A 19,134-nucleotide genomic window follows, 5' to 3' on the forward strand; every position below is an offset into this window, starting at 1 on the left:
CGGGGTCTTATACGACCGGGTCGACCAATACGGCGACCAAGATGAACCTGTCGATTCGAGAGACACCGCAGACGATTAGCGTCATTACCCGCCAGCGCATGGATGACCAGCAACTGCATACCATGAGCGAAGTGCTGACACAGGCCCCCGGAATTACCATGTCCCAGGACGGCGGCGAGCGCTTCAATATCTATTCACGCGGCAGCCAGATCAATACTTACCAGATTGATGGGGTGACCACGACGCAGGAAAACCAGACACGCACCATGCCTGGCACCTTGTTGGACATGGCCCTGTACGACCACGTGGAAATTGTGCGTGGTGCTACCGGCCTGATGACCGGTGCAGGCGACCCCAGCGGCGTAGTCAACGTCATTCACAAGCGCCCGACTGCGTATTTTCAATCCTACGTGCAAGGCACAATCGGCTCTTGGGACTACAACCGCCTCGAAGCAGACGTCTCCGGTCCGCTGATCGACAGCGGCAAGCTGCGTGGCCGCTTCGTGGCTGCCAAGCAGGACAACAACACCTTCATGGACTGGTACAGCCAGGATAAGAACATTGCCTATGGCGTCATCGAAGCCGATGTTACCGATACCACCTTGGTGCGTTTCGGCGTCGACTATCAGACCTACAAGGCCACTGGCGCCCCTGGCGTACCCTTGATGTACAACAATGGCCAGCAAACCAACTTCTCGCGCTCGACCAGCGCCGGGGCACGCTGGGCCTACGATGACTATGAAACCTTCAACTACACCATCAATGTCGAACAGCAGCTTGCCAACGATTGGCAGTTGAAAGTGGCCGCAAACTACATGGACGTAGACCGGGACGTCGGCGTAGCCTACTACGCAACCAACAGCCTGACCTCTAGCCTGGACCCGGCAACCAACCGTGCTAACGCTGAGCGAGGGAAATCGTGGGCTGACCAGACCCAAAAAGGGGTGGACGTGACCCTGCAAGGGCCATTTCAAGCGTTTGGACAGACCCACGAGCTGATAATCGGCTACAACTACCAGCAATATGACAACACGCACTTTTCCTACACCGGCGGCACCCAAGGTTTCGATTTCGATACGTGGGATAACGAACTGCCGAAACCGGCCAGCTACACGCCACTGCTGGACTTCAACATCAACTCACGGCAAAGCGGTTACTTTGCGGCAACACGCCTCAACTTCACCGATGATCTCCACGTGATCCTGGGGGCGCGCGGCAGCAACTACGAATACAACTATTACTCTAAGGTGCTCAATGCCATCCCCGAACGGGACCCTACCGTGTATGGAATGCGCGAACGTGGCGTGGTCACACCCTATGCCGGCATCGTCTACGACGTGACGCCTGAGCAATCGGTTTATGTCAGCTACACCGACATTTTCAAACCGCAATCGAACCGGGACATCGACAACAAACCACTGGATCCCGTGGAAGGCACCAACTACGAGGCCGGTTGGAAGGGTGAGTTCTTCGACCGCCGCCTCAATGCCAACGCCGCGATCTACTACATCAAGCGTGACAATCTGGGTGTTGCCACGGGCGAGACGATTCCAGGTACCAGCGACATCGCCTATAAAGCTGTCAGTGGTGCCGAAACCAAAGGTGTCGACCTGGAGCTTTCCGGCGAGGTACTGCCAGGCTGGAGCGTACAATCCAGCTACAGCTGGACCCGTACCGAAGACTCCGATGGCAACCGCCAGCTGACCCAGTTGCCCACAGACACGTTGCGTTTCTGGACTACCTACCGCCTGCCTGGCGAATGGGACAAGCTCACCGTCGGCGGTGGCGTCAACTGGAACTCGGGTACGTCACTGTACTTTAGCCGCTACCAGACTCGGGCTAAACAGGATGACTACTATGTGGCCAGCCTGATGGCACGCTACCAAGTCACCGATCACCTCAGCACCACCCTCAATATCAACAACCTGTTCGACGAAAAGTACTATGCGGGCTTTGCTGGCAACTACGGGCACTACGGTGCACCGCGTAACGCCATGTTGAACCTGCGCTACGATTTCTGATCCAGCGCCCCAAAAGCTCAAGCGCAAAGGGGCAACCGTCCGGAAGCTTTGACACCACCCCATGTCTATCCGGAAAATAGCCCCCTTGTCTTGAGGATCATCGGAAATGGCTCTGCTTGGGCGTTACAACAGTTTGCAAATCGTGAAACACGTGGACTTCGGTCTGTACCTGGACGGCGGCGCCGATGGCGAGATCCTGCTGCCCGGGCGCTATATCCCGAAAAACGCCGAGACCGAGGTCGATGACTGGCTGAACGTGTTCATCTACCTGGACAGCGAAGACCAGCTGATCGCCACCACCGAGAAGCCCAAGGTGCAGGTGGGCGAGTTCGCCAGCCTCAAGGTCAAGGACATCAACGGTGCCGGTATCTTCCTTGACTGGGGCCTGTCCAAGGACCTGCTGATGCCGTACTCGGAAGAGGCACGGCCGCTGAAGATCGGCGATTACTGCGTGGTGCACGTGTACCTCGACAAGCGCACCCGCCGCATCACCGCCACCTCGCGTCTGGACCGCTACCTCGACGTTACCCCGGCCGACTACAAGGTTGGCCAGCCGGTCGAGTTGCTGGTGGCCGGCGAAACGCCGATGGGCTTCAAGGCCATCATCAACAACCGCCACTGGGGTTTGATCCACAAGAACGAGGTGTTCAAGTTCCTGCGCTCGGGCATGCACGAGAAGGGCTTCATCAAGGAAGTGCGCCCGGACGGCAAGATCTCGCTGAGCCTGCAGCCGGTCGGCGCGGCCCTGGCAGACACCCTGCAAGAGCAGATCATGGCGCGCCTGGAGGCCGAAGGCGGGGTGTTGGGTGTGTGTGACAAGAGCGATCCTGCGTTGATCAGCAAGCTGTTCAACGTCAGTAAGGGCAACTTCAAGAAGGCCATTGGCGGGTTGTTCAAGCAGGGCCTGATCGTCATCCATGACGATCGGATCGAAAAGGCCTGATCAGGCCTGCACGAAGGTACGGAAGTCCAGCTGCTCGCCACCGGGACGGGTGTCGCGCAGCAGCGAGTCGCGGTCGGCGCTGAGGGCCAGGCTGATGGTCGAGCGGCGCTTGCCGGGGTTGCGCACTTCCATTTGCTCCTGGTGAGCTTTGAGGAAGTTGGTAGGCACCTTCAGGTGCTGCAGCTCATCGCTTTCCGGGTTGTGCAGTAGCAGGTTGACCCAGTCGGGCTGGCCCTTGCGCAGCAGCGCCACCGGCACTTCGAACCACCACAGGTTGCGCTTGCGGTCGAGGATGGCGAACAGGGTATTGCTGCTGGTCAGCACCGGCCGGGCCAGTGCTTCGTTGCGCCGGGCAATGGCGGCGGGTTTGTCGAGTTTCATGCAGGTTCCTGCGGGTTGACGCTATGAAGGCCTGCATTGTGAGGGGTGGCACCGGGCGGGGCAAGGCTTGTAACGTGCGGTGCGTATGCGGGCCCTTTCGCGGGCAAGCCTGCGAAAGGGCCGGTACTTCACCGGCGAACCGGCGGGCTCAATTCAGACGTTGCCCCATCGGCAGTGGTCACCGTCGCAGTAAAGCTGCGCAACTCGCCCATATTCTCCAACACCTGCGCAAACCGCGCCTCGCCCTGCGGGTCGCTGTTCACCAGCACGTCCCCAAGGTACTGCTGCGCCTCGGTGCCATCGGCCTCGGCATTGCCAAAGAACTCCACCCGCAGCAGGCTCGACGCCGGCCCCTGCACTTCTCCACGCAACACATTGCCTTCCAGCGCTAACAGCCGTGGTGCCTGCTGGTTATGGTTGGGTAGCGGCTGGCAAGGCTTGGGCTCGCCCTTGGCATCGCAGATGATCGCCTGGTCTTGCTTGGCAAGGTCGGCCCCCACCCCACGCGACCCCACATACAGCGCATGCGCCTGGGCCGGCACGCCAAACACGATGGCGCCGGTGCGCTGGTCGGGCACGCATGACCCGCCGGCCTCGCAGCGGCGGATGTCCTGGCTGTTACCCCAGATGCGGTTGGCGCTCAGGCGCGTGGCGGTAATGTCCGGCTCCGGGCGCAGGGCCACGCCGATGCGGTTGCCGTGGATCAGATTGCCGTCGAGGATGTTGCCCTCGCCGGTGACGCTGACACCGATCGAGTTACCGCTGAAGGTATTGGCCGCCAGGTAATTGCGCTTGCCCCAGTTGATCTGCAGGCCGTCGGAGTAGTTTTCGAACCGGTTGCGCACCACGCTGTTGTCGTTGCCCAGCAGAATCTCGATGCCTTGGGAGGGCTCAGGGTTGGCTGCGGTGGAGCGGAACAGGTTGTCGGCCACCAGGTTGAACGCCGCACCGCGGGTCAGCTCCAGGCCGTCGCCGTTGTCGATCAGCTGGTTGCGCAGCACCTTGTTGTTGTTCGTGGTGGTGGCGGTGGGGTTACCGGCGCCGTCGTCGCCGGTCAGCATGATGCCCGCGCCGCCCTTGTTGGCGACGATGCGGTTGTCTTCGATCACGTTGTAGCTTGCGCGGTTGACCAGGATGCCGATGCAGAAATTGCGCACTTCCAGGCCGCTCAGGTGCACGCCCTGGGTGTCACGCAGCACCAGCCCGGGGTTGGTGGTGGTGCGCACGTTGGTGCCGAACTGGCCGGGCAGGGCGCCGGGGCAGGTGTGTACGCCCTGGTCCTTGATGTAGGCCGAGCCGTCGATGGCGATGTATTGGCCGTTTTGTGCCCAGGGCAGGCCGGTGATACGTACCGGGCCTTTGATTTCCGGCAGTGCGCGGCTGGGGCGGATGACATAGGGCGGCTTGCCCACGGCCGCAATATCGATGCGGTAGTGACCTGGGTTCTGGTTGCTGGTTTCGATGGCCCAGCGCAGCGAGCCGGGTTGGCCGTCGTCGGCATAACGCTCGACACGCAGGGTTTCGGGGCTGGCCGGTGCGGCGGCCAGGGTGGGCAAGGGGAGCAGTGGCAGCAAGGCCACCAGCGCAGGCATCAAACGCATGGGTGTGGGTATCCGAAAACATTGTTCTTATCGAGTGTCCGCCTGCTTCGGGCGGACGTTTGCGGGGATTCTAGGGCAGCCGTACTGACTGCGCAGGGGCGCGGTGGCGATTGGGTGCGGTATTCGCCCGCAGATTTACCGCTCGGCTTATGGAAGGAAAATTCGTTGAAACTCCTGATGAAGGCGTTGGGTCCACCTACTGTCGACACGGTCCACGTGTCTCCATTTGCAGGAGTTTTGCCATGAGCGGTACCAAAGACAAAGCGAAAGGCCTGGCCAACGAAGCGATCGGCAACGTGAAGCAGGGAGTCGGCAAGGTGACCGACAACGACAAGCTGCGGGCCGAGGGCAAGGCACAGGAACTCAAAGGCGAGGCGCAGCAAATCAAGGGCAATGTGAAGGATGCGGTGAAAAAGCCTTGATTCGAGGTGGTTTGTGCCGCCCCCTTCGCGGGCAAGCCCGCAAAGGGGGCGGCACTGTCGTAAGCAAATTCTTCAATCATGGCCGGGAGCAGCACAGCAACGACAGGGTCTATTAGACTTGCCTGTTGTAATGATCAAGCGGCGAAAGGAGACGCTATGATTTTCCCCGACCTGCGCGGCCTGCCCCTGCACCGCGTGCTGGTACGCACCGTCAAGGAATTCCTCGACGACGAGATGTCCACCTATGCCTCAGCGCTGGCGTATCAGGCGCTGTTCTCGCTGTTCCCCTTCCTGTTGTTTCTGATTGCCCTGATCGGCTTTCTGCACTTGCCGGACTTCTTCTCCTGGCTGCGCTTGCAGTCGGAACTGGTGTTACCGCCCCAGGCGCTGGAGCAGGTCAACCCGGTAATCGACCAGCTGCAGCAGTCCAAGGGCGGGCTGTTGTCGGTAGGTATCGTGATTGCCTTGTGGACTGCCTCTGCCGGCGTGCGCTTGATGATGAGCGCCATGAACGCCGCCTACGACGTGCCTGAAGGCCGCCCGGTGTGGAAGCGCATCCCGCTGTCCATTTTCTACACCGTGGGCCTGGCCGGTATGCTGCTGGCGGCCGCGGCACTGATGGTGCTGGGCCCTCAGGTGATGGAGTGGATCGCTGCCCAGATCGGTATGCAGGAGTTCATCGTCACCCTGTGGACCATCCTGCGCTGGCCGGTGATCATCATCCTGTTGATGGTGGCGGTGGCGCTGATCTACTACGTGATGCCCGACGTGAAACAGAAGTTTCGCTTCATCACCCCAGGCTCGGTGCTGGCGGTGGTGGTGTGGATCGTGGCCTCACTGGGCTTTGCCTATTACGTGAAGACCTTTGCCGACTACAACGCCATGTACGGCAGCATTGGTGCAATCATCGTGCTGTTGCTGTATTTCTATATCTCGGCCGCCGTGCTGCTGCTCGGCGCCGAAATGAATGCGGTGATCGAGCACATGTCAGCCGAAGGCAAGAACCCGGGCGAAAAAGACTTCGACGGGGAAAAGCCCAAGGAAACCTTGACGGTACTGGGCCACGAGCACCCGAACCCGAGCGAGCCTCATACCGTCGAGCCGAACCCCCGATGATCCGTGACATTCTCAAGATGGGCGATGAACGCCTGCTGCGCATCGCCCCGCCAGTGCCTGAGCACATGCTCGGCACTGCCGAACTGCAGCAACTGATCGACGACATGTTCGAAACCATGCGCCATGTGGGCGGTGTGGGCCTGGCCGCGCCGCAGATCGGCATCGACCTGCAACTGGTGATTTTCGGCTTCGAGCGCAGCGAGCGTTACCCCGATGCCGAGGCGGTGCCGCAGACCATTTTGCTGAACCCGGTCATCACCCCGACCTCCAGCGAGGTCGAGGACGGTTGGGAAGGTTGCCTCTCGGTGCCCGGCCTGCGTGGCGTGGTGCCGCGCTTCAAGCATATCTGCTACGAAGGCATCGACCCCCAGGGCAACCCGATCAACCGCTTTGCCGACGGCTTCCATGCGCGGGTCGTGCAGCACGAGTGCGACCACTTGATTGGCCGACTGTACCCCTCGCGTATCCAGGACTTTGCCAAGTTTGGTTACACCGAGGTGCTGTTCCCTGGGCTTGAGGTCAGCGACGACTGACCCCGCTGCAAGGCGACAAGGCATTTGCTGCGCTGGTAGCGTTGCAGGCGGCCGGCCAAGGCTTCTGGCAGTTGTTGAGCCAGGTCGAAACCCAGGCGCTGATAGAAGGGGACAAGGTCGGGATGGCAGAACAGCCAGACAGGCCTGCGAGCCTGTACCAGCGCCGCCTCCACCAACCGTGCTGCCACCCCCTGACTGCGCTGCTGTGGGTCGACGAACAGGCCGGTCAGCCAGAAACCCTCACCCACCGCACTCAGGCTCAGCCCGGCAATGATGCCTGGGGCCCTTGCTACCCACAGTTCGGCGTCGCTTGCCGCGCGCATGCGTGAGCCGTGCTGGCGATAAAAGTGGTCCAGTAAACGGCGTTCTATGTCCGAAAGTTTCGAACAGGACATTTTTTCAGAAATGGCGAGCCCTACCCTGAAACGTGGCCAGAGGCTCTGGCCTGATGATTTGCGGCCACTTTGTCGCAGATTGTTGCAAAACCGGCAAGGGTGAATATCCGACTCTGGGGTTCAACTATTGCTGGCCGGGAGTAGAATTTTATTCGTCCCCCCTGGCAGTACGAAGCGGGATCGGTACTTCGTGCCATCTTCACCGTAGATGGCAACTTCTCCGCGCCGGATACGGCAATAGAAGTCAATCGATCAGCTTGAATGCTCAAAAGGCAAACCCACATGAAACCATTACTGATTCTTGCATTGGTCGGTATGTCCTCGTTCGCCCTTGCCGATGAGGTCACACCCGTCTCCAGCCAGCCTGTGGCCCAGCAGTACGACTACTCCATGAACCTGGACATCAAGCGGGTGATCAACTTGTCGACCATCCCCAATGTCTGCGAGGTGGTACCTGCGACCATGACTTACGAAGACCACCAGGGCCAGGTGCACACCATCCAGTACCGAGCCATGGGTGAGGGTTGCCAGCAGGGCTGATCGACAAATATCCATTCTACTAGGTGATGGCTCCATCGCCGGCAAGCCAGCTTGCCGGCGATGGAGCCATCACCTTTCAGAATTTTCTACAAGCCATGTCGATTCCTTCAGACATCGTTCGACAATAGGTGAAGGTACGCTCCACGCCGTGCCCAAACCCATTGTCCTGTCGGAGGAACCCCGATGAGCACCGCAGCCGAAACCGAGATCCGCCAACTGATCGAGCGCTGGATGCAGGCCGTGCGCGATCGCGACATCCCCAACATCACCGCCCCCTATGCCGATGACATTGTCGCCTTCGATGCCATCCAGTCCCTGCAATTCAAAGGCAAGGCCCCCTACACCGCGCACTGGGAAATGTGCATGAACATGTGCACGGGCCCCATGGTCTTCGAGCTTGCCGAACTCACCGTGCACGCCGCTGGCGACCTGGCCCTGGCCCATTGGCTAAACCGCTGCGGGCCGGGGGATGACGAAAGCCAGTGCGGCTTCATGCGCGCCACCGTGGGCTATCGTCGTCAAGGTGGCCAGTGGCAGGTGATCCACGAGCACTGGTCGGCACCGTTCGACATGGAAACGCAAAAAGCCCTGTTCGATCTCAAGCCCTGAGCCGTTATCGCCAAACGCACTTTGCCAATGCTCTGGAGGTGACCATGAAATACCTGTGCCTGGTCTATTGTGACGAGGGGTTGTTGCACAGCCTTCCCGACAGCCCGGAAGACGCCGAATGCATGGCTTACGCCGAAACCATTCACGGTTCTGGGCGCATGCTGGCGGCCGAGGCGTTGAAGCCGGTGCAAACGGCGACCACGGTGCGCGTGCGCAAGGGGCACATGAGCCTGACCGATGGCCCCTTCGCCGAAACCAAGGAGCAACTGGCCGGCTTTTACCTGGTGGAGGCCCGCGACCTCAACGAAGCACTGAATATCGCCAAGGGCATCCCTGCCGCGCGGGTTGGCAGTGTTGAGGTGCGCCCGGTGCGCGAACTGCAACCCTGATAGCCAAGGAGAACAACCAGCATGAGCCTTGCACCCACTGCGCAAGCGCAACACGAGTTGTCCATCAGCCGCCTGATCGACGCACCACCGGCCAAGGTATTCCGTGCCTGGACCGACCCCCAGTGGCTGATGCAGTGGTGGGGGCCGCACGGCATGACCACCCCGGAGTGCGAGATGCAGTTATGGGCCGGCGGCCTGTTTCGCACCCTGATGCGGGCCCCGGATGGCAGCGAGTACCCGAACCAGGGCGTATTTCTGGAAATTGCCGCGCCGCGCCGGTTGGTGTTCACCGATGCCTTCGGCCCCGGTTGGGTGCCGTCGGACAAGGCCTTCATGACTGCCGTGATCAGCTTTGACGAGGAACAAGGCAAAACTCGCTATACCGCCCGTGCCTGGCACTGGACTGCCGCTGACTGCCGTGCCCACGAGGAAATGGGCTTCCACCAGGGCTGGGGAGAAAGCCTGGACCGCCTGGTGGAGGTGGTGACCCAGCGGATGCCCGACTGATGACGGCACTGGCGCAGGTGCGCGCCGAAGTCGAGGCGGTGTACCGGCGTGAGTCGCGGCGCATCCTGGCGACGTTGATCCGCTTGCTGGGTGACTTCGACCTGGCCGAGGAGGCCATGCATGATGCCTTCTTCATCGCCGTCGAGCGCTGGCAGCGCGACGGCATACCCGATAACCCAAGGGCATGGCTGGTTTCCACCGGGCGCTTCAAAGCTATTGATGCGTTGCGCCGACGCGCCCGTTTCGACCGCTCCCAGGCAGACCTGAGCATGCTGCTCGAAGGCCAGGCGCAGGATCCCAGTGACGACGAACTGCTGGCCGATGACCGCCTGCGGCTGATCTTTACCTGCTGCCACCCGGCACTGTCGGCTGACGCCCAGGTGCCATTGACCCTGCGCGAAGTGTGCGACCTGACCACCGAGCAGATCGCCCGTGCCTTCCTGCAAAGCCCGGCCACCATTGCCCAGCGCATCGTCCGCGCCAAGGCCAAGATCCGCGAGGCCGGCATCCCTTATCAAGTGCCGGAACTGAACGAACTGCGCGAGCGCCTGGATAGCGTGTTACGGGTGATCTACCTGGTGTTCAACGAGGGCTATTCGGCGTCATCGGGCGAGGCACTGCTGCAGCAGGACCTCAGTGATGAAGCCATTCGCCTGGCGCGGTTGCTGGTGCAGTTGCTGCCCGACCCGGAAGCGGTCGGCCTGCTGGCCTTGATGTTGCTGCAGGCGTCCCGGCAGCAGGCACGTATCGATGCCCAGGGCAACCTGGTGGTGCTGGAACAGCAGGACCGCAGCCTGTGGGACCGGCCACGCATTGAAGAGGGCTGCGAACTGGTGCGCCAGGCCCTGCAGAGCCGGGCGTTTGGCGCCTATACCGTTCAGGCGGCGATTGCTGCCGTGCATGCCGAAGCGGCAACGGCTGAACAGACAGATTGGGCTGAGATCGTTGGGCTTTATGACGTGTTGCAGCGTCATTGGCCGTCGGCGGTGGTGGAGTTGAACCGGGCGGTGGCGCTGGCGAAGCGAGATGGGCCGGAGGTTGGCCTGCGGGTAGTCGAAGGGATTCTGGCGCGGGGTGAACTGCTGGACTATCACCTGGCGCATGCGGCGCGGGCCGAGCTGCATTATCAGCTGGGGCAAATGGAGGAGGCGCGTGCGGCCTGGCGGCAGGCACTGGCGTTGACCCGACAGGCGCCGGAGCGGCGGCATATCGAGCAGCGGTTGAAACTCATTGAATGATGTTGGCGATACCGGCCTCTTCGCGGGCTTGCCCGCGAAGAGGCCGGCATTGGCTAAATCAGTTTTCAGCTAGCCACGAAATTCGGCGGCGACACCAGTTCGACGGTCTGCTGCTTGCGCGGTGCCAGGATCTCGGCTTCACCCTGGACCACCAGCTCATCGTTCTGGTTGTACACATTGGTCGCGATGCGCACCTTGAACTTGGGCAACTTCTCGAGAATTTCCAGCCGCACGGTCAGGGTGTCGCCAATTTTCACCGGTTTCTGGAAGCTCATCTGCTGGCCCAGGTAGATGGTGCCAGGGCCAGGCAGGGTGCAGGCCACTGCAGCACTGATCAGCGCGCCGCTGAACATGCCATGGGCAATCCGCTCGCGGAACATGCTCTTTGCGGCGAACTCGGCATCCAGGTGAACCGGGTTGTGGTCACCGGACATCGCAGCGAACAGCTGGATGTCGCGTTCTTCGACGGACTTCTTGTACTCGGCTTTCTGGCCGACTTCGAGGGCTTCGTAAGGCGTGTTGGTGACCTGGGACATCGGTGCTTCCTTAAGCGTTGGGCGAGGGCGGCTATCATTCACTGCGCACAGGGCGGCCAAGGGCCAGCGCCTGTTCAAGCCAGCCGAGAATATCGGCGGTGACCTCGTCACGGTTGGTTTCGTTGAGTACTTCATGCCGCGCATCAGGATAGACGCGTAGCCGTACATGTCGATTGCCGGTCGCGCGCAGGGCGTCGGCCAGATGGGTAAGACGCTTGCCAGCACTGACCGGATCACATTCGCCACCAATTACCAGTATTGGCAGGTTGGGATCGATCTGCGCGAGGTTACTCGGCTGGCTGATCTGCGCCAACCCTTGCAGCAGGTCCAACCACAGCTGGTTGGTGCAGCGAAAGCCGCACAACGGGTCGTTGACGTACTGGTCGACCTCGCCGGGGTCGCGGCTGAGCCAGTCGAATGCTGTGCGGTTGGGCTTGAAGGCCTTGTTGAACGAACCAAACGACAACCACTCGATCAGTGCACTTTTACCCAACGGCCCTTGGCGCCAGGCCTCAAGCCGGGCAATCAGCCGTGCCACGCGGTACAGCGCCGACGGCTGGTAGTTGGAGCCGCTGAGGATCGCCCCGTGCAGGCTGCCACTGTGGTGCAACAGGTAGGCCTGGGCGATGTAGCTACCCATGCTGTGGCCAAGCAGGAACAGTGGCGTGCACGGGTATTGCTGGCCGATGTGCTGGGCCACGCGTCCGAGGTCGTTGACCACGGCATTCCAGCCATGATGGCGGGCGAACAGGCCGAGGCTGCCCTGTTCGGCGGTGCGCCCGTGGCCGCGTTGGTCGGCAGCGAACAGGGCAAAGCCGGCCTCACTCAGGGCATGCCCCAGGCGTTGGTAGCGCCCGGCATGCTCGGCCATGCCATGGGCCAGCAGCACCACGGCCTTTACTGGCGTGGCCGGCAGCCATTGGTGTACGTACAGGCTGCAGTGCTCGCTGGCGGGTAGCCAGAAGGCGTCGTGGGGCATGGCGGGTCCTTGTGCGCGCGGTTACCCGGACAGTGTATGCACAACCGGCCGGATTGCAGGAAGGGCACAAATAAGATTCACAATGTTAATGGCGGCACTTGGCGTATATGCCGCCTTGGGCTTACCTGCTAACGTCGGATCAACGCCTTTTTGCCAGCAGGCAATCGGGTAGAGGACAAAAGGACGCAGTGCAGGTCCAGGCAGAGGAACAATAATAAATGCAAGCCGAATTCTGGAATGACAAGCGCCCGGCGGGCGTGCCTTCCACCATCGACATCAACGCCTACGCCTCGGTCGTCGAGGTGTTCGAACGCTCCTGCAAGCGCTTTGCCGACCGCCCGGCGTTCAGCAATCTGGGCGTGACGCTGAGTTATGCCGAACTGGAGCGCCATTCGGCAGCCTTCACTGCCTGGTTGCAGCAGCACACCGACCTCAAGCCGGGTGACCGCATCGCGGTGCAGATGCCCAATGTGCTGCAGTACCCCATCGCCGTGTTCGGTGCCATGCGCGCCGGGCTGATCGTGGTCAACACCAACCCGCTGTACACCGAGCGCGAGATGCGCCACCAGTTCAAGGACAGCGGCGCCCGTGCGCTGGTGTACCTGAACATGTTCGGCAAGCGTGTGCAGGAAGTGCTGCCCGATACCGGTATCGAATACCTGATCGAGGCGAAGATGGGCGACCTGCTGCCCACCGCCAAGGGCTGGCTGGTCAACACCGTGGTCGACAAGCTGAAGAAGATGGTGCCGGCCTACAATTTGCCCCAGGCGGTGCCGTTCAAGCAGGTGCTGCGCGAGGGCCGTGGGCTGTCGCCCAAGCCCGTGCCGCTGAACCTCGACGACATCGCCGTGCTGCAGTACACCGGCGGCACCACCGGCCTGGCCAAGGGCGCCATGCTCACCCACGGCAACCTGGTGGCCAACATGCTGCAGGTGCTGGCGTGCTTCTCGCAGCACGGCCCCGATGGGCAGAAGCTGCTCAAGGACGGCCAGGAGGTGATGATCGCGCCCCTGCCGCTTTACCACATCTATGCCTTTACCGCGAACTGCATGTGCATGATGGTCACCGGCAACCACAACGTGCTGATTACCAACCCTCGGGATATTCCCGGCTTCATCAAGGAGCTGGGCAAGTGGCGATTCTCTGCGTTGCTGGGCCTCAACACCCTGTTTGTTGCGCTGATGGATCATCCTGGTTTCCGCCAGCTGGATTTCTCGGCGCTGAAAGTCACCAACTCCGGCGGTACGGCGCTGGTCAAGGCAACCGCCGAGCGCTGGGAAGCCCTTACCGGGTGCCGCATCGTCGAAGGCTACGGCCTGACCGAAACCTCGCCTGTGGCCAGCACCAACCCCTATGGTCAATTGGCGCGCCTGGGCACAGTGGGTATTCCGGTGGCGGGTACGGCATTCAAGGTCATTGATGATGACGGCAACGAAATGCCGCTGGGCGAGCGCGGCGAGTTGTGCATCAAGGGGCCACAGGTGATGAAGGGTTACTGGCAGCAGCCCGAGGCCACGGCCCAGGCCCTGGATGCCGAAGGCTGGTTCAAGACCGGTGACATCGCGGTGATCGACCCGGACGGCTTCACCCGCATCGTCGATCGCAAGAAGGACATGATCATCGTCTCGGGTTTCAACGTGTACCCCAACGAGATCGAGGACGTGGTGATGGGCCACCCCAAGGTCGCCAACTGTGCAGCCATCGGCGTGCCGGACGACCGCTCCGGCGAGGCGGTGAAGCTGTTCGTGGTGCCGCGCGAGGGCGGGCTGAGCGTGGATGAGCTCAAGGCCTACTGCAAGGCCAACTTCACCGGCTACAAAGTACCCAAGCACATCGTGCTGCGCGAGTCGTTGCCGATGACGCCGGTAGGCAAGATTCTGCGACGGGAGTTGCGCGACATCGCTTGAGGTAAGTGTTGGCTACTTTGCGAGCAAGCCCGCTCCTACGTCGGTCTTTGTAGGAGCGGGCTTGCCCGCGATTGCCTCGAACAGCTCTAACAGGCCAATTACAGCCTGATCTGCGACATTTTGGTTAAAAACTCTAAAAATGACCTGTATTGCTCATTGAGTCATTTTTGTGACCGCAAGGCCTGTTTTGGCCTCTAGGCGACCCCAGGCAAAGCTGTTACTCTCGGCCCGCTTTCAGATGATCCGGTTTGCAACGAACCGTCATCTCATATCAATAATAAGCGCATCGACGCGTGAATCGAACTTCGCTGTTGCTGAAGGAGTGGGCTTCCATGATCGAAAATTTTTGGAAGGATAAGTACCCAGCCGGGATTACGGCGGAAATCAATCCTGACGAATTCCCCAATATCCAGGCAGTACTCAAGCAATCCTGCCAACGCTTTGCCGACAAACCGGCCTTTAGCAACCTGGGCAAGACTATCACTTATGGCGAGTTGTATGCGCTGTCGGGGGCGTTTGCCGCCTGGCTGCAGCAGCATACCGACCTCAAGCCGGGTGACCGCATTGCCGTGCAACTGCCCAATGTCCTGCAATACCCGGTCGCGGTCTTCGGCGCCATGCGTGCCGGGCTGATCGTGGTCAATACCAACCCGCTGTATACCGCGCGGGAGATGGAACACCAGTTCAACGACTCCGGCGCCAAGGCCCTGGTGTGCCTGGCCAACATGGCCCACCTGGCCGAAAAGGTGGTACCCAAGACCCAGGTCAAACACGTCATCGTCACTGAAGTGGCCGACCTGCTGCCGCCGCTTAAGCGCCTGTTGATCAACAGCGTGATCAAGTACGTGAAGAAGATGGTGCCGGCCTACAGCCTGCCACAAGCCGTGCGCTTCAACGACGCCCTGGCGTTGGGCAAGGGCCAGCCGGTTACCGAGGCCAACCCGCAGGCCAACGATGTGGCCGTGCTGCAATACACCGGCGGTACGACCGGCGTGGCCAAAGGCGCCATGCTGACCCATCGCAACCTGGTGGCCAACATGCTGCAGTGCCGGGCGCTGATGGGCTCGAACCTGCACGAAGGCTGCGAGATCCTCATCACCCCGCTGCCGCTGTACCACATCTATGCCTTTACCTTCCATTGCATGGCGATGATGCTGATCGGCAACCACAACGTGCTGATCAGCAACCCGCGTGACCTGCCGGCCATGGTCAAGGAACTGGGCAAGTGGAAGTTCAGCGGTTTTGTCGGCCTCAACACACTGTTCGTTGCCCTGTGCAACAACGAGGCGTTCCGTGCCCTGGACTTCTCGGCGCTGAAAATCACCCTGTCGGGTGGTATGGCCCTGCAACTGAGCGTGGCCGAGCGCTGGAAGGCCGTTACTGGTTGCGCCATCTGCGAAGGTTACGGCATGACCGAAACCAGCCCGGTGGCGGCAGTGAACCCGGCGGAGGCCAACCAGGTGGGCACCATCGGTATTCCGGTGCCATCGACCCTGTGCAAGATCATCGACGACGCCGGCAACGAGCTACCGCTGGGCGAAGTGGGCGAGCTGTGTGTGAAGGGCCCGCAGGTGATGAAGGGCTACTGGCAGCGCGAAGACGCCACTGCCGAGATTCTCGACAGCGAAGGCTGGCTGAAGACCGGTGACATCGCCCTGATCCAGGCGGACGGTTACATGCGCATCGTCGACCGCAAGAAGGACATGATCCTGGTTTCTGGCTTCAACGTGTACCCCAACGAGCTGGAAGACGTGCTGGCGGCCCTGCCGGGCGTGCTGCAGTGTGCAGCCATTGGTGTGCCGGACGAGAAGTCGGGTGAAGTGATCAAGGTATTCATCGTGGTCAAGCCGGGCATGACCGTGACCAAGGAGCAGGTGATGGAGCACATGCGTGCCAACGTTACCGGCTACAAGGTGCCGCGCCAGATCGAGTTCCGCGACGCACTGCCGACCACCAACGTGGGCAAGATCCTGCGCCGCGAATTGCGCGATGAAGAACTGAAGAAGCAAGGCTTGAAGAAGATCGCCTGATCAGAAGCCTGCACGGCCAGTGTGGGAGCGGCGCAAGGCCGCTCTCACACTGGCCGAGATACTTCTAGAGAAGGTGAAATCAGCGCAGTTTTTCAAGCATCTGGTAGTACCACATCCCCGCCGCCAGCAGCGGGTTCCCCAACAAGTCCCCCATCGGCACCCGCACATGCTTGCACTGGGCAAAGGTGTCGAACTTCTCCAGCGTCCCGGTCAACGCCTCGGCCATGATCTCGCCCATGATGTGGCTGGTGGCAATGCCATGCCCTGAATAACCCTGGCAATACCACACGTTGTCCGACAGCTTGCCCAACTGCGGGATGCGGTTGACCACGATACCCATGGCGCAGCTCCACTGGAACTCGATCGGCACGCCTTTCAATGCCGGGAAGGTGCGCTCGATGCACGGGCGCAGTTCGCCTTCGATGTCCCGTGAGTCACGGCCGGAATAGTTGGCGCCACCGCCGAACAACAAGCGCTTGTCGGCGGTCAGGCGGTAGTAGTCGAGCACGAAGCGGCAGTCGTACACCGCCAGGTCCTGCGGGTTGATCTGTTCGGCCAACTCGCCCAGCGGCGCAGTGGTGACGATGCCGCCCATGGCCGGGAAGATCTTGCCCTTGAGCTGGCGCTTTTCCAGTTTGTGATACACGTCGCCGGCCAGCATCACCTGGCGTGCCTCGACCCTGCCGTGGGCGGTGACTACCGCCGGGCGCGGGCCATGGACGATGTCCAGCACTTCGGAGTTTTCGAAAATCAGTGCGCCCAGGCTGTGCGCAGCTCGGGCTTCACCCAGGCACAGGTTGAGCGGGTGCAGGTGCAAATTGCGCAGGTTTTTCAACGCGCCCAGGTACAACGGGCTTTGCAGGTGCTCGGCCACGGCAGCGCGGTCGAGCAGTTGCACCTGCTCGCCCATGCCACGGCGCCGGGCCTCGGCCTCGAATGCGCGCAGCTCGTTCATGTGCGAGGGCTTCATCGCCGCATGCAGATGGCCGTGCTTGAGGTCGCAATCGATGCCATAGCGCGCCACGCGCTGCTCGATTACCTGGTGCCCGCGCCAGCGCAAGCGCCAGATGAAGTCATCGACTTCGCTGCCCAGGTGGCTGCGCATCTGCGAGCGCATGGCCTCGTCGCCCGACAGGCTGCCGGTGACCTGGCCGCCATTGCGCCCGCTGGCGCCCCAGCCGATGCGGTTGGTTTCGACGATGGCGACCTTCAGGCCTCGCTCGGCCAGCTCTACCGCGGTGGCTACGCCAGTGAAGCCACCGCCGATGATGGCTACATCCACCTGTACGGTACCCTTGAGTTGGGGGTACTCGGTGTGGTCGTTGAGGGTGGCGGTGTAGTAGGACGGCGCGCGCTGCGCCGGGCCGTTGTTCAATGCTGCGTTCATGGGTGTTCCTTGTTAGGTAGGGGCTCAGGCCTGGTGCAGGTACCAGCGCCAGTCCTGTTCGCTGACTTCGGCCATGAACTGGCGGTACTCGGCGCGCTTGACCTTCAGGTACACGCCAAGGAAGTCTGCGCCCAATGCTTCACGGGCCCAATGGGAGTTTTGCAGGGCGTCGAGGGCGGTCAGCCAGTCGGTGGGCAGGTGTTCGGTGGCCTGGGCATAGCCGTTGCCTTCGACCGGTGCGCCAGGGTCCAGCTGTTCGCGGATGCCTCGGTGGCTGGCTGCAAGGATCGCGGCTGCAGCCAGGTAAGGGTTGGCATCGGCGCCGCAGATGCGGTGTTCCACATGTCGGCTGTTGGCCGGGCCGCCTGGCACGCGCAGGCTCACGGTGCGGTTGTCCACGCCCCAGGTCGGCGCCAGGGGCGCATAGCTGTTGGCCTGGAAGCGGCGGAACGAGTTGGCGTTGGGGCAGAACAGCAGCAGCGAGTCGCGCAGGTGGCGCAGCATGCCAGCCACCGCCTGGCGCAGCAACGGGGTGCCGGCTTTGTCTTCGCTGGCGAACAGGTTGTTGCCCGCGCTGTCGGCCAGGCTCAGGTGCATGTGCATGCCGGTGCCGGCCAGTTGCGCGAATGGCTTGGCCATGAAACAAGCCTGCATGCCGTGGGCATGGGCCACACCTTTCACCAGGCGCTTGTAGCGCACCGCCTGGTCCATCGCCTGCAGTGCATCGCCGTGCTCGAGGGTGATTTCCACCTGGCCGGGGGCGTACTCGGAGATGGCCGTGCGCGCAGGGATGCCCTGGGCCTTGCAGGCGGCGTACAGGTCGGCGAGAAACGGCTCGATCTGCTCCAGTTCGCGCAAGCCATAGACCTGAGTGCTGCGAGGGCGACCGCCATCGTTGTCCAGCGCCGGTTGCGGGCGGCCCTGGGCATCACGCTGCTGGTCGAGCAGGTAGAACTCCAGTTCGCAGGCCATCACCGGGTGATAGCCGTCGGCCTTCAATGCTTCGATGGTGCGCAGCAGCACATGGCGTGGGTCGGCGATGCTCGCCGGCAGGCCCTCGCTCGGGTGCATGCTCACCTGCACGGCGGCGGTAGGCACCCGGCGCCAGGGCAGGCGCACCAGGCTGCCGTCAAGCGGGTAGGCGCGGCAGTCGATATCGCCGACGTCCCACACAAGGCCTGAGTTTTCCACGTCGTCGCCGTTCAGGGTCAGGCCGAGGATGGTGCTGGGCAGTGGCCGGCCGGTCTGGTACACGGCCAGCAGTTCGTCGCGGTGCAGCAGCTTGCCGCGTGGTACGCCGTTGGCGTCGAGGATGAACAGCTCGAACAGCTCGATATCGGGGTTGTCGGCCAGGAAACGGGTAGCCTGCTCTACGGGTGCAAAGTGCATGATGGATTCGCTCACGAGCGCACAGGGCCTCCGCGCAAGCAGGCGGCCCAGTTGAGTCAAACGGCCAGGTGGAGGCCGGGTTTGGTCACAATGGCGTCAGCGAAGTGTCCGGTGGGCGTGCGTGGCGGCAGTGCCACAGGGCCCAGAAGGCGAGGATGACATGCACCAGCGGATTTTCCCCGGCACGTCTCCGGGCCTTCGCTAGCGAAGG

19 protein-coding genes are annotated in these 19,134 nt (G+C 61.8%); 12 read left to right on the forward strand and 7 right to left on the reverse strand.

Annotated features, from left to right (window positions below):
• The coding region (locus tag APH35_RS21290; RefSeq protein WP_060515453.1) for a TonB-dependent siderophore receptor at window positions 1–2,021 on the forward strand (2,021 nt) is incomplete at its 5' end.
• A 106-nt stretch (window positions 2,022–2,127) separates the two neighbouring features.
• Window positions 2,128–2,964: a CvfB family protein gene (locus tag APH35_RS21295; RefSeq protein WP_012273644.1), complete on the forward strand. Its 837-nt coding sequence runs from the start codon at window positions 2,128–2,130 to the stop codon at window positions 2,962–2,964.
• Here APH35_RS21295 and APH35_RS21300 read toward each other — a convergent pair whose 3' ends face one another.
• Both APH35_RS21300 and APH35_RS21305 read right to left on the reverse strand, forming a co-directional pair.
• Entirely contained in the window at window positions 2,965–3,345 is a 381-nt protein-coding gene (locus tag APH35_RS21300; protein WP_012273643.1) for a hypothetical protein, read from the reverse strand.
• Between the two features lie 128 nt (window positions 3,346–3,473).
• Window positions 3,474–4,946, reverse strand: coding sequence for a right-handed parallel beta-helix repeat-containing protein (locus APH35_RS21305; protein WP_060515442.1), 1,473 nt, complete (start codon window positions 4,944–4,946; stop codon window positions 3,474–3,476).
• Between the two features lie 242 nt (window positions 4,947–5,188).
• Here APH35_RS21305 and APH35_RS21310 point away from each other — a divergent pair, with 242 nt between their 5' ends.
• The 3 genes from APH35_RS21310 to def all read left to right on the forward strand — a co-directional run bounded on the left by APH35_RS21310 (window position 5,189) and on the right by def (window position 7,017).
• On the forward strand, window positions 5,189–5,368 hold the full coding sequence (locus APH35_RS21310; RefSeq protein WP_003254639.1) for a CsbD family protein: 180 nt from the start codon (window positions 5,189–5,191) through the stop codon (window positions 5,366–5,368).
• Window positions 5,369–5,524: 156 nt separating this feature from the next.
• Window positions 5,525–6,484 carry a YihY/virulence factor BrkB family protein gene (locus tag APH35_RS21315; protein ID WP_012273641.1) on the forward strand — a complete coding sequence of 320 codons (960 nt, stop codon included), beginning with the start codon at window positions 5,525–5,527 and terminating at the stop codon, window positions 6,482–6,484.
• Window positions 6,481–7,017 carry a peptide deformylase gene (def, locus tag APH35_RS21320; protein WP_012273640.1) on the forward strand — a complete coding sequence of 179 codons (537 nt, stop codon included), beginning with the start codon at window positions 6,481–6,483 and terminating at the stop codon, window positions 7,015–7,017. The genes APH35_RS21315 and def overlap by 4 nt, the downstream gene beginning before the upstream one ends.
• Here the strand turns inward: def and APH35_RS28520 are convergent.
• Entirely contained in the window at window positions 6,972–7,340 is a 369-nt protein-coding gene (locus APH35_RS28520) for a GNAT family N-acetyltransferase (protein ID WP_012273639.1), read from the reverse strand. The two genes, def and APH35_RS28520, sit on opposite strands and share 46 nt — an antisense overlap.
• 354 nt (window positions 7,341–7,694) lie before the next feature.
• On the opposite strand from APH35_RS28520, the gene APH35_RS21330 reads away from it, so the two are divergent.
• The 5 genes from APH35_RS21330 to APH35_RS21350 all read left to right on the forward strand — a co-directional run bounded on the left by APH35_RS21330 (window position 7,695) and on the right by APH35_RS21350 (window position 10,695).
• A complete protein-coding gene (locus tag APH35_RS21330; RefSeq protein WP_060494661.1) occupies window positions 7,695–7,952 on the forward strand; it encodes a DUF2790 domain-containing protein in 258 nt (85 codons plus the stop codon).
• Between the two features lie 183 nt (window positions 7,953–8,135).
• On the forward strand, window positions 8,136–8,561 hold the full coding sequence (locus tag APH35_RS21335; RefSeq protein WP_012273637.1) for a YybH family protein: 426 nt from the start codon (window positions 8,136–8,138) through the stop codon (window positions 8,559–8,561).
• A 44-nt stretch (window positions 8,562–8,605) separates the two neighbouring features.
• On the forward strand, window positions 8,606–8,950 hold the full coding sequence (locus APH35_RS21340) for a YciI family protein (RefSeq protein WP_012273636.1): 345 nt from the start codon (window positions 8,606–8,608) through the stop codon (window positions 8,948–8,950).
• A 21-nt stretch (window positions 8,951–8,971) separates the two neighbouring features.
• A complete protein-coding gene (locus APH35_RS21345) occupies window positions 8,972–9,457 on the forward strand; it encodes an SRPBCC family protein (RefSeq protein ID WP_012273635.1) in 486 nt (161 codons plus the stop codon).
• Window positions 9,457–10,695 (forward strand): RNA polymerase sigma factor, encoded by a 1,239-nt coding sequence (locus APH35_RS21350; protein WP_012273634.1) that lies wholly within the window; start codon window positions 9,457–9,459, stop codon window positions 10,693–10,695. The genes APH35_RS21345 and APH35_RS21350 overlap by 1 nt, the downstream gene beginning before the upstream one ends.
• A 65-nt stretch (window positions 10,696–10,760) precedes the next feature.
• Here the strand turns inward: APH35_RS21350 and APH35_RS21355 are convergent, their stop codons facing one another.
• Together APH35_RS21355 and APH35_RS21360 are read right to left on the reverse strand one after the other, a co-directional pair.
• Entirely contained in the window at window positions 10,761–11,231 is a 471-nt protein-coding gene (locus APH35_RS21355; protein WP_012273633.1) for a MaoC family dehydratase, read from the reverse strand.
• Window positions 11,232–11,265: 34 nt separating this feature from the next.
• Window positions 11,266–12,210 (reverse strand): alpha/beta hydrolase, encoded by a 945-nt coding sequence (locus APH35_RS21360; RefSeq protein ID WP_060515444.1) that lies wholly within the window; start codon window positions 12,208–12,210, stop codon window positions 11,266–11,268.
• Between the two features lie 218 nt (window positions 12,211–12,428).
• Between APH35_RS21360 and fadD2 the strand changes: the two genes are divergently transcribed.
• Together fadD2 and fadD1 are read left to right on the forward strand one after the other, a co-directional pair.
• A complete protein-coding gene (gene fadD2 / locus APH35_RS21365; RefSeq protein ID WP_060515445.1) occupies window positions 12,429–14,117 on the forward strand; it encodes a long-chain-fatty-acid--CoA ligase FadD2 in 1,689 nt (562 codons plus the stop codon).
• 332 nt (window positions 14,118–14,449) lie between these two features.
• The gene (fadD1, locus tag APH35_RS21370) at window positions 14,450–16,147 is read left to right on the forward strand and encodes a long-chain-fatty-acid--CoA ligase FadD1 (protein ID WP_012273630.1); all 1,698 of its coding nucleotides are present in this window, start codon (window positions 14,450–14,452) and stop codon (window positions 16,145–16,147) included.
• Between the two features lie 79 nt (window positions 16,148–16,226).
• Here fadD1 and APH35_RS21375 read toward each other — a convergent pair whose 3' ends face one another.
• On the reverse strand, window positions 16,227–17,534 hold the full coding sequence (locus APH35_RS21375; RefSeq protein WP_012273629.1) for an NAD(P)/FAD-dependent oxidoreductase: 1,308 nt from the start codon (window positions 17,532–17,534) through the stop codon (window positions 16,227–16,229).
• A 24-nt stretch (window positions 17,535–17,558) separates the two neighbouring features.
• A complete protein-coding gene (locus APH35_RS21380) occupies window positions 17,559–18,923 on the reverse strand; it encodes a glutamine synthetase family protein (RefSeq protein ID WP_012273628.1) in 1,365 nt (454 codons plus the stop codon).
• Between the last annotated feature and the right edge of the window lie 211 nt (window positions 18,924–19,134).

Source organism: Pseudomonas sp. NBRC 111132 (genome assembly GCF_001320565.1).
Taxonomy (GTDB): Bacteria; Pseudomonadota; Gammaproteobacteria; order Pseudomonadales; family Pseudomonadaceae; genus Aquipseudomonas; species Aquipseudomonas putida_P.